Below are 10,361 nucleotides of genomic sequence, written 5' to 3'. Positions count from 1 at the left end.
GTGTTTACTCGGGCGGGCCGGACGTGAGGCTGCCGTCCGGGCCCGACGCCTACGGGTTGTCTGCGCCCGGCCTTTCGGCGTGCGGCGTCTCCGTGTCCGGGGTCCCGGTGACCGAGGTTGCAGTGGCCGAGGTGCCGGTGACCGAGGTTGCGGTGACCGGGGCTCCGGCGTCGGCCTGCTCGCTCCGGGGCGGGCGGGGCCCGGGCCGCCGGGACCTGCCGGCGGGCCTGAAGCGTTCGAGGGTGCGGGTGAGCTGCTGGAACGGGGACACGGGGCGGGCGTCCTGGTTCCGCTCCCGCACGTCCGGGGCGGGAGCGGGCAGGTCGGCGGACTCCCGGTAGGCGGCCAGCGCCTCGTTGGCCCGCTCGGCGGCCTCCCGGTAGAGATCACGGGAGCGGGTCATGGCTTCCAGCGCCTCGGCGTACATGGCCACGAGGGCGCGCTCCCGCTCCAGCTCCTCCTCGAGTGTCAGCAGGTGCCAGTCCTCGCGCAGAGCGGTGAGGGCCTCGTCGGCCCCCTTCGGCAACGGCCTCGGCGCGCGGGCGAAACGCGTCACCGCGTCGATCAGCTCGGCGGGCCGGGAGCCGTCCAGGAAGACGGTGCGCACCGAGTACCCGCCCCGGTCGTAGCCCTCGGGGGCCGGAACGCCGGGCAGCACCACGGCACCGCCCCGCGGCACCTCCACGCCGAACTCGCGCAGCGCCCAGTTCACGGCGCGCAACTGGTGCGGCGCGGCACGGTGCTCGACCACCCGATGCCGCAGACCGGGCGGCAGCAGCGGGGTGAGCGGGCGACGGCCGCGCTCGTCGGGGGTCATGGCCTCGTGCACGACGACATGGATGGTCCAGGTGTCGGGCGCGGCGTCGCGCAGGACGCGCCGCAGGTCCTTGTCGTCCGCGGGCAGCGGATTGATGTCCCGCAGCCGCAGCTCGGACCCGGCGGCCCGGTCCCAGGCGGTGTCCCCGGGGTCCGCGGTGCTCTCGGAGCCCTCGGGCCAGAACATGGTGGCGGGTGACGGCCACGCGAGGTCCCACGGGGCCTCCGCCTCGGCGGCGAGCACCCACTCCTGGCCGCCGTCCGACGGGGCCGCGACGGTCAGCCGCGCCCGCACGGTCACCTCCCCGCCGACCGCCCAGCGCGCCTCGAACACCCGCTCCCGGTCGCCCTGCGCCTCCGGCGGCTCCAGGTGGCCGTGGATCACGCCACGCGCCGTCAGGTCGCGCAGATTGTCCCGCAGCAGCTCCTCGGCGCCGGCACCGACGTGGCGGCCGTGGGCCAGCCACACCGTGGGAGGAGTCGTGGGGCGGTCGGTGGTGGAGGTCGGCATGAGTCCATCTGTGAACGGGGGCGTCGTGCGTTGCCAGTATCGATGCCCGGGCCGGACGACGATCAACCGGGGTGCCTGATCGGCGTGGCGGTGCTCACCGCATCCCAGCAGGTCCCGGTGCCTCCTGTCGAATGGCGTGCGCCTCTGCCGAGTGCATCGTCGGCGTTATGTATATCGGAAGCCGATATATATCGTGGCCGCATGGCATCGAGGAGCATGACGCAGGCGGCGTTCTTCGTACTGACGGCCCTGGCCGATCAGCCGCGGCACGGCTACGGGATCCTGCGCGAGGTCGAGGAGCTGTCCGACGGGACGGTGCAGCTGCGGGTCGGCACGCTGTACGGCGTGCTGGACCGGCTCACCTCCGGCGGGCTGATCGTCCTGGACCGCGAGGAGGTCCAGCAGGGTCGCCTCAGGCGCTACTACCGGCTCACCGACGAGGGCGTACGCGCCCTGGAGGCCGAGGCGGACCGACTGGCCGCCGGTGCCGGAGCCGCCAAGCGGCGGATCGCCGAGGGCCGCCGCGCCCCCGGCGCCGCCCTGCCACCCGCCACGGGCCCCGGACTCGCCGGAGGACTGGCATGACGACCCTGCTTCGACCCGCGTCGAGAGCCTGCTCACCGCGTTGCGCGGCGGCGGACTCGCCGCCGCCGACGAGGCCGTGGACGAGCTGCGCATCCTGCTGGACCGCCCCACGGCCACCGCCCTGGACGGCATCGACGAAGCCGTCGCCGTACTCGACCTGACCGGCCCCCTCGCCCGCGCGCTGCGCTCCGGCCTCCCCGAGGAACTGGGCTGGCCCGCCCTGGAGGAGGCTCCTGGCCGGCTGCCCGCCCGGCGACCCCGTCCGGGTGACCGGCACCTGGCCCGTGCTGACCGTCTACGGCTCCGACCGGGCCGTCGCCGTCGACCACGCGGGCCCGCGCGCCTCCTGCGTCTTCCGCCTGCCCGACGACGCGGCCGGCCACGCCGTGCACTACGCGGGCGGACGGTTCCTGATCAGCTGGACCAGCGACGAGCCTTTCGGCGACCTCGCCTTCTGGGACGACCGCCCGGAGGACGTCTTCGAACCGGAGCACAAGATCGGCCTGCGGCCCTACGGCGGCATCATCCAGGGCGGGTACGGCTTCCAGTTCGACACCCCGGACGGCGGGGGACGCCACGACGGCGAACGGGTCCTGCGCCCCGGCGGCAAGGACATGTCGACCGCGATCTGATCGCCCGGCGACGCTCCACGCACCACCAGCTCGGCTTCGCACCGCAGATGTGCACGGTTCGCTACATCGGCCGGCTCCTCCCCGACGACTCGCTCGACGCGCCGTGGAGGGTGGTCGAGCACCTGGCCGCGCAGCTCGACATCGAGGGCCTGGTGAAGCGGTACACCGAGCGGCCGAAGACGGCATACGAGCACGCTTGGGAGATCCGGGACGCCTACGAGTACCACGAGGACCTGGAGTGGTCGTGGCGGTTCCGTACGTTCCTGCACGGCCGGGCCTGGACGCACGCCGAGGGCCCGAAGGGGCTGTTCGACCACGCGGTGGGCTGGCTGCGCCGCAACCGCGTACTGCTGCCGGGCGTCTCGATGCTGGCCCGGCAGGTGTCGGAGGTGCGGAAGGTCGCGGACAAGCGGCTCCACGCCACCGTCGCGCGGACCCCGCGCTGCCCGGTGACCTGGTGGCGACGCTGAAGACGCCGGAGGGCTCGCGGTTCTCGCAGCTGGAGCGGCTGCGCCGGCCGCCGACGCACGCTTCAAGGGCGGGGAGAAGAACAAGGGCATCGCTGCCGCGTTGCGGGCGAGTGAGCGGTCGGTGAAGCGGTGGCGTGAACAGGGCGAGGCCGGGGTCCTGTCGAGGGGATCACCCGGGCGTCCACGGCTCGGTGAGTCGCAGATCGCCCGGCTTGAGCGGGAGCTGGAGCGTGGCCCGCTGGCTCACGGCTGAGCCGACCAGCGGTGGACGCCGGCGCGGGTCAAGACGCTGATCGGCCGGCTCTTCCACGTCCTCCTGCACCGTGGAGGGCACCTGGCAGCTGCTGAAGCGGCACGGCTGGTCGTGGCAGCAGCCCGCAGGGCGGGCCATCGAGCGAGACGACGAGGCCGTGGAGCTGTGGAAGATGGAGGTGTGGCCGCGGGTAAGAGCATGGCGGCGGCGTGTGACGGCTGGGTCGTCCTTGAGGACGAGGCAGGCCAGTCGATGTCGCCGCCTCGCGCCAGGACATGGGGCCGCAGAGGCCGGACCCCGGTGGTGCGGGTGCGGGGCCAAGGCTCGGGGCGGGTGTCGATGGCGGGCATGCCTGCTACAAGCCGGGCGAGCGGTCCCGGATGTTTTACGCGATCCGCGACTACAACGGCTGCAAGCGCCAGCCGAAGGGCTTCGGCTGGCGCGACTTCCGCGACCTGCTTACTCGGGCCCGCATCCAGCTCGGCGGCCCGATCATCCTGGTCTGGGGCAACGTACGCATCCACCTGACGGTCCCACTGAGGGATTTCATCGCCGCGAACGCCGTCTGGCTCACCGTCTTCCAGTTGGCCACCTATGCACCGGACTTGAACCCGCAGGAGGGCATCTGGTCGATGGTCAAGCGCAACATCGGCAACCTTGCCGCAGCCGACCTGAGCCAGATCACCAGGGCCGTGAAACGCAGACTCAAGCAGATCCAGTACCGCCCCGACGTGGTCGACGGCTGCCTCGCCGGTACCGGCCTGCTCATTGACCGCTGACCGACAGCACGAATTCACGTGAACCCGACCATCGTCGCCCCGGCTCGCCCCCTTCACACAAACTTACAAACGTGTATGTTTGTTTCTGTGAGGAGAGAGATCAGCGAGAAGATGAGCGCTCGCCTCGTGGCGGCTGCGGGCTGGCTCGCCATCGGCATGGGCGTCGTGCACGTCGTCGTCGCACCGCTGGAGGAGGGCGACCTGTGGGCGAAGGTCGTCGACGAGGGCGTGTGGAACACCTTCACCATCGACGTGCCCGCCACGCCTGGCCAGTTCGAGCGCGCGGCCGGATTCTGGTCCACATTCGGCAGTTGGGCCGTCCCAGTGCTCGCCTTGGGGTGCTACGTCCTGTGGTCAGCGCGCCAGTACCGTCGTGTGCCGGGGTGGTTGGGGTGGATCTTCCTCGCCTGGGGGCTGCCCCTCGCGATCGTGTGCCCGACCTCGCCGGGCTGGGCATTCCCGATCATCGGCGGACTCATCGTGCTCGGGGACAGGCGCCGAAGCCGCTTCGTCTCCGGGCCGCCACCCGAAACCGCGGCTGGGACAGATCAGCCGGACGCGTCCCGTCAGGGAATCCGCTGAACAGCCGGCGGAGCCGAAGGAAGAGACGTACAGACTTGTCTGCATGCGAGAAGCGATGACGGGAGCAACCCCCCGGCGGACACAGGCCGAGCGGCGTGCGAGGACCAGGCAGGCAGTGCTGGAAGCCGCGGCCCGAAGGCTGTCCACCCACGGCTATGCCCACCTGACGCTGGATTGGGTGGCCGGCGAGGCGGGGTATTCCCGCGGCGCCGTGTATCACCAGTTCGCCGGCAAGGAGGAGTTGGCGCTGGCGGTTGTGACGTGGGTCGAGGAGACCTGGACCGCGGAGGTGGGCAGCCCCGCCGCCGAGGCCGACCCTGTCGATGCGCTGCTGACGCTGGCCCGGAAGCATGCCGTCTTCTGCCGCCGGGACGTGGCGCGAGTCCTGTTGACCTTGAGGATCGAGTTCGCCGGGCAGGACCATCCGGTGGGCCGGGCAATCACCGGGATCGTCGACCGGCTCGACGCCGACTGTGCTGACCTGATCGCTGCGGGCAGGGCGAGCGGGGTGATCCCTCCCGGGCCGCCGCCCCGGGAGACCGCGGCGGCCTACACCTCGGTCGTCGAGGCGGTCGGGATCGAGCTGGCCGGAAGGACTCCCTACGACATCGAGCTCATGGACCGGGCAGTGCGCGGAGTGCTCGGCCTGCCCCCGACAGGGAACTGACCGGGACGGCCACGACGCCACCGCGCGCCATCACATGTGGGCCTTCTGAGGCCGCCCCGCCCTGTGGGCCGGCGGTTCCCCGTCACGTCCGGAAAAGGAGAACGCTCATGAGGTTCACCAAGCCCGCTGGATGGGCGGCGGCAGCCGGCCTCGCCGCCGCCGCGGCCCTGCACGTGGTCTGGGTCTGTTCACCGTGGCCGTTCGACGACCGCGCCGAATTCACCCGCACGATCGGTGGCGTGTCCGAAGCCGAGGCCCCCAGTGCCGCAGCCACGGCCACCGTGGCGGCGGCACTCGGTTCGGCGGCCTATCTCGTAGCCGCTCAGGCGGGCCTGGCTCCGCGCCTGCTGCCTGCCCGGCTCGGACGCCTGGGCGCTGCCACCGTCGCGGGCGTACTGCTGCTCCGCGGCGGCGCGGGTCTGGTCTCCTCCGGACTCGCCGACGAGCCCACCACCTTCACACGGTGGGACCTGGCCCTGTACTCGCCCCTCTGCCTGGCCCTCGGCACCCTCGCCGCCTACGTCGCGAAGAATGAGTAGGTCACGCCGTGACCGCTACCGCCCGGACAACGTCGACCCCTGCCCTGCTGCCACCGGCCTGCTCGACTTACCGACATCACGGATTCAAGTTCAGTAACTGCGATTGGGGCAGTCATCGTGCCTTGCCCGATCTGCGCCGGCTGATGATCTGGTCTAGCGTGAATGTATCGGGGGAGTGGGCAAGGCGCGCGATGGTGGTGTCTGACAGACCCGATCTCGACGGAGCTGTGGGCGGTGAAGCAGCCTAAGCAGTCGTGGGCGTGGTTGAGGACACTGGTACGCCTTGTCGCAAGTGGAGACGGTCATTGCCTTTGGGGAAGCAGAGCTGGACGCCTTGAGTAGGCGCCGGCGGACACAATGGCTTGCCTCCGAAGGGTGCGGAACGGTGACGTCGGTAGATGACAAGCACGCCGAGCGGTTGGCGTTCGGTCTCAACCTGGCGTCCCCCGTGAGGCCGAAGGAAGCCCCGTGCGGGGCGCCATGCGCCCGGCGAATTCGGTCGGATTCTGTTCCGTCCCCGGATTGGCGCGGTGTTTCGCAAGGCGCGTCGACCGTTCAGGTTCGGGTCGACCGTTCACGCTAGAAAGGAAGATAGAGGCTGTCATGAGTGGTGTGAGCGAGAACGTGATAGACCACGGGGCCGATCCGAGTGGCGTATCAGATTCCACCAATTCGTTTGTTCAGGCAATGGGCGCTCTGCATGGCACAGGGGGAATAGTTGAAATACCTCCGGGCGTGTACCGGATCGATGGAGCGCCGCTACGTGTGCGCGCGCCCATACACTTCCGAGGAGCCGGAGGTATGGCACGAACTTATCCGCCGAGCGCCGGCAGTCTTAGTGGAAGCACAACCACTCTGGTCTTTCCTTCTGACCGGGACGGTTTCGTAGTTCTCGCAGAATCCAGATTCGCACACTTCGAGGGCTTTGCCCTTGTTCGCAGAATTGCTAGTGGCCCGAATGCGGAGCGCTTTGCATGGCGCGGAATACATGCACAAAGGCCGATCTGGGCAGAGAACCTTGCTCTGTTGAACTGGCAGCGTGGCATTGACCTCGACGGGCGCGCAACCCACCCCGAGCATCCAGAAATTCCTGATACGTTCAATGCGGATTACTCTCAAGTCTCGCGCATTTTTGCGGAGCACTGCTTCTGGGCAACGTATGCGCATGGCCCGGGTGCGCAAGGCTGTCATTTTGAACACGTCGTGGCAGTTGACTGCGAAGCTGGAATATTTGACGGGAGTCAGAGCGGTAACGGTTATGTGGATTGCTACGTCTTCTCTGGAGGTAAAACCGAACCGCCGTACTACATGAAGAACCAGAGTGTGCTCATGAACTGTCACTGCGAGTCTCCGCTCCCGCCCCAACTTCACCAGGATACAACGTCGATCGGCAGCTCATTCAATGTGGGCACGTTGCCGCCAAATGTAGCCAAAGCGCTGAACGTGACTGGCGGCGACTTTCTTCAAATCAACGGCACTCCGGCGAAACAAGCGGGAAAGCCGTTCCCTGCCCCAGTCGCGAGTTTTGCTGGCGGTGAAAAGGTCGCAGTAACCGTCGATGGCATGCAACGTGTCGTAACGTTCGCGGATGGAAGCTTCACGCCGCATCAAGTGGCTGCTCAGATAAATGCTGCGTTCGCAGACCTCGGCCTGCCTCGCGTGGCTACTGCGAATGGTTTCATCAACAGCATCACTATAGAGGGTTGGCGTGGCCATAAAGGATCGCTCTCCGTGGAGGGTTCGGCTGAAACTCTCACCAAGATAGGGTTCCCCGCGGTTCCCCAGGATGCATACCGTCCCTGTCTATTGCTGTCCTCGAAGGAATCTGCATATGTGACATTTCGCGGTTATTCGGGGCCCGGTCCAGATTCGGTGGGGACTGACCATCAACTTTCGGTCACCATGGCACGTGATGGCCTGAGGCCCATGTATTGGCAGGCGTTCGGCAAAGACGGGGACCATGATGAATTCGGGGTGCAGCGGGCCTTTAGGGACGGCGTCCGACGCTGGACATTCACTCGGGCACACGACACGGACAACGCGACGCTTTCCTTCACCATGCCGAAAGATCCGCTGGGTCCAGCAGATTCGTTGGGTGGGGACCAGCTGCTGGCTAACCAAGGTGTGTGGCTCGGTCGCGGTCCAGTTCGGGTGCTCTTGTGTAGTGGTACGCCAAAGAAGGGGCAAGGTGCGTTCCCGCGCTCGCCGCAGGACGTTGCATGGGACATGTCTGCCAATCCTCCGAAACGCTATGTACGTAAGGCAGATGGTTGGTTCCTTGAGCCAGTGGGCGGCCCTACCCCACCGCCTGATGAGGCCTTGGAATATACATTGAATCAAAACAGCTTGACGAACGTCGATGATGCCGCCGGCGGGTGGCAGTTCGAGGGCGGAATGGTTCTCGACCATGGTGCCCATGTGGCCCAGTACGCTTCCAGTCGGCGCGTTACAATAGGTGGTACGAACGCGCTGAATGCCGCGACGGTGACATTGACACTGTTTTTTGGGAGCGCTTCTGGGCAAGCCGCCGAAAATATGACCTTGCAGGGAGCCCATAGTTTTTCCTCAGGCGAGGCAATTGGTAGCGTTAGCGCTGCGTCAAGTGCATTTGCCTCTCGTGTAGGTCATCATTTCAGATGGTTTGACGGAGGTCTCGCAATTTCCTAACAGGAAGTTACTGAGCCGTTTTTATTCTGAATAGTTGCAGGTCATGAGCGTGTGGATGGCCTTGACAATGGTGCCGATGCGGCGGGTGGAGCTTCTGACTCGCCGGAGCAGTCGCCAGGACTTCAACTGCGCGACGGCGTGTTCGGCCTGGTGCTCTCCGCCCGGCGTGAGTTGAACTGCTGGTAGTGCGCGGGTTGTTCGCGGTGGTTCATATGTCCCGAAGAGTTCGGCTCGTTCCAGACCGCTCACAAGCGGCTGATCAGATGGGCCGTCAACGGTACCTGGGAAAAGATCTTCGCCGCCGTCCTCGCCGTAGCGGACAGGCTGAGGAAGGGCCGAACGCGCAGGCCCGAGCCGTCGTGGACCGGGGCAAGCCGGGTTCCAAGATGCACGTCCTGTCGGACGGGAACGGCCTGCCACTCCTCGGTGGCGTCTCGGCCGCCAACACCCACGACAGCGAAGGGCTGAAGGGCACATTCGCGTGGGCGCCTGCTTGTTCCTCAATGCATGACCACCGGCGGCTACCAGAACCAGGAACAGGACCGCCGTGGCAATGGACGGGGAAACGGCACTCCGAGCCCAACCCGGCTCGCTGGGCAAGGACCCAGTGGACTGAGCCCCGTGCGAGGCCCCCGACGGACACCCGCTCCTGGCGGACCTGCCGCGTTTCCGTGTCTGCGGCCCGGCGGAGAAACTGTTCGAGGCGTACGACTGGGCACGGCCGATGACGAGCCGAGTACACCCGGCGGTACCTGGTCGGCATCGACGTGAACATGGCCTTCGGCCAGTCCCGCAGCCGCCGCAAGGCCGTACCCCCACTGCAGCCGATCCGCTCCGTGGGCACATGGGCCCAGCTCACACCTTGCGCAGTACGTAGACGATCCCGCGTAGGGCGGCCCGGTCGCCCACCGGCAACCACCCCGGATACCGACGACGACGCGGCGGACCAGGAGGGAGCAACAGGGCCACACGGTCATCAAACACAAGATCATCCGGCATCCGCAGAAGTCTGCCGCCTGCTCGACCCACAACCAAGCCCTTCACCAAGTTGCCCTCTAAGCGTCGGCGGGCCGGAACTGGATGAGATAGCGCTCCACCCCGACACCGGTGCCCTCACCCTCCGACAGGGCAGCGGTTTCCGCCCACCCCACGCAATGGACCCGGACCCGCCACAGTCCCCCCGAGTCAGCCAGCGTGATGTCGTCGTCCATCCGGCCGATGCTCCCGGACCAGACCGCGACCTGCCCACTCGTCGACTCGAAATCGGCTTCCGCTTGCTCGTCCCAGTCCGCCGGATCCTGCGGCGGCGGCACCCCGTCCCATACCTCGACATCCAGTATGGCGGTGTGGGTGTGCCCACCGCTCCTGATGTCCAGACGCCCCGGATGCGTGCCGATGAACGAGTGGCGAGGAAACTCGTCAGGGAAAGGGACAGGCAGGTCAGCGTCATCGGACTCCTGCAACGCGAACGCGTGGAACGCCACGTACGCGCTCACACGCTGCCGCCGCACCATCTGCGCCACAAGAACCCCTTCCCGCACGAGGACACGGTCTCGCTGGATGCTAGGGGGTGTCGTCGAACTCCCGTCGTCGTCCGCAGGACGGCCCTGCGGCGTCCGGTGCGTGCTCTCGGCGCGCCGGGCGGAAGTCCGCGTACTGGGCGTACTCGGGCTTTCGTCCGGTGCGGCGAGAGTACGTGCCGGGCGTCGCGGGGCAGACGGGAGTTTGACGACACCCCCTAGAGGCCCACCTGCGTGGAAGGGTTCCGTGCGCAGTGAACCGGCCGAACATGGCCCGTCAAAGGAAAGGTGTCGGTCTGAGCAGGACCCGAAAACCCCCAGGTCAGAGGCGGTCTCCTGG

Annotated in this window: 8 protein-coding genes and 4 pseudogenes; 9 read left to right on the top strand and 3 right to left on the bottom strand. The window is 67.6% G+C overall.

Annotated features, from left to right (window positions below; all coding sequences use genetic code 11):
• Positions 1-49: 49 nt before the first annotated feature.
• Positions 50-1,327, bottom strand: coding sequence for a hypothetical protein (locus tag CCN42_RS37625; protein ID WP_245877647.1), 1,278 nt, complete (start codon positions 1,325-1,327; stop codon positions 50-52).
• A 216-nt stretch (positions 1,328-1,543) separates the two neighbouring features.
• Between CCN42_RS37625 and CCN42_RS37620 the strand changes: the two genes are divergently transcribed.
• The 8 genes and pseudogenes from CCN42_RS37620 to CCN42_RS43955 all read left to right on the top strand — a co-directional run bounded on the left by CCN42_RS37620 (position 1,544) and on the right by CCN42_RS43955 (position 8,501).
• Positions 1,544-1,912, top strand: a complete 369-nt coding sequence (locus CCN42_RS37620; RefSeq protein WP_086741754.1) for a PadR family transcriptional regulator — start codon at positions 1,544-1,546, stop codon at positions 1,910-1,912.
• Between the two features lie 266 nt (positions 1,913-2,178).
• Complete coding sequence (locus CCN42_RS45260; RefSeq protein WP_245877646.1) at positions 2,179-2,544, top strand: hypothetical protein; 366 nt, start codon at positions 2,179-2,181, stop codon at positions 2,542-2,544.
• Positions 2,529-3,079: pseudogene (locus CCN42_RS45255) on the top strand (DUF4158 domain-containing protein); the annotation flags it as partial. The gene CCN42_RS45260 and the pseudogene CCN42_RS45255, both read left to right, overlap by 16 nt.
• A pseudogene (locus tag CCN42_RS46345) lies at positions 3,064-4,046 on the top strand (IS630 family transposase); the annotation flags it as partial. The pseudogenes CCN42_RS45255 and CCN42_RS46345, both read left to right, overlap by 16 nt.
• Positions 4,047-4,172: 126 nt before the next feature.
• Positions 4,173-4,628 (top strand): DUF6463 family protein, encoded by a 456-nt coding sequence (locus CCN42_RS37595; RefSeq protein ID WP_143662164.1) that lies wholly within the window; start codon positions 4,173-4,175, stop codon positions 4,626-4,628.
• Positions 4,629-4,743: 115 nt separating this feature from the next.
• Positions 4,744-5,295 (top strand): TetR/AcrR family transcriptional regulator, encoded by a 552-nt coding sequence (locus CCN42_RS37590; protein ID WP_245877644.1) that lies wholly within the window; start codon positions 4,744-4,746, stop codon positions 5,293-5,295.
• A gap of 107 nt (positions 5,296-5,402) precedes the next feature.
• Entirely contained in the window at positions 5,403-5,834 is a 432-nt protein-coding gene (locus CCN42_RS37585) for a DUF3995 domain-containing protein (RefSeq protein ID WP_086741751.1), read from the top strand.
• Positions 5,835-6,860: 1,026 nt separating this feature from the next.
• Entirely contained in the window at positions 6,861-8,501 is a 1,641-nt protein-coding gene (locus CCN42_RS43955; protein ID WP_211294884.1) for a hypothetical protein, read from the top strand.
• 21 nt (positions 8,502-8,522) lie between these two features.
• Here the strand turns inward: CCN42_RS43955 and CCN42_RS45245 are convergent.
• Positions 8,523-8,716: pseudogene (locus CCN42_RS45245) on the bottom strand (IS5/IS1182 family transposase); the annotation flags it as partial.
• Between the two features lie 342 nt (positions 8,717-9,058).
• Between CCN42_RS45245 and CCN42_RS45235 the strand changes: the two are divergent.
• Positions 9,059-9,283 (top strand): annotated as a pseudogene (locus CCN42_RS45235) (telomere-associated protein Tap); the annotation flags it as partial.
• Between the two features lie 273 nt (positions 9,284-9,556).
• On the opposite strand, the gene CCN42_RS37565 reads toward CCN42_RS45235, so the two are convergent.
• Positions 9,557-10,015, bottom strand: a complete 459-nt coding sequence (locus tag CCN42_RS37565) for a hypothetical protein (protein ID WP_245877648.1) — start codon at positions 10,013-10,015, stop codon at positions 9,557-9,559.
• Between the last annotated feature and the right edge of the window lie 346 nt (positions 10,016-10,361).

Source organism: Streptomyces glaucescens (genome assembly GCF_002154375.1).
Classification (GTDB): domain Bacteria; phylum Actinomycetota; class Actinomycetes; order Streptomycetales; family Streptomycetaceae; genus Streptomyces; species Streptomyces glaucescens.
Note: the sequence above shows the minus strand (reverse complement) of the source record. Positions and strands in the feature narration are given on the sequence as shown.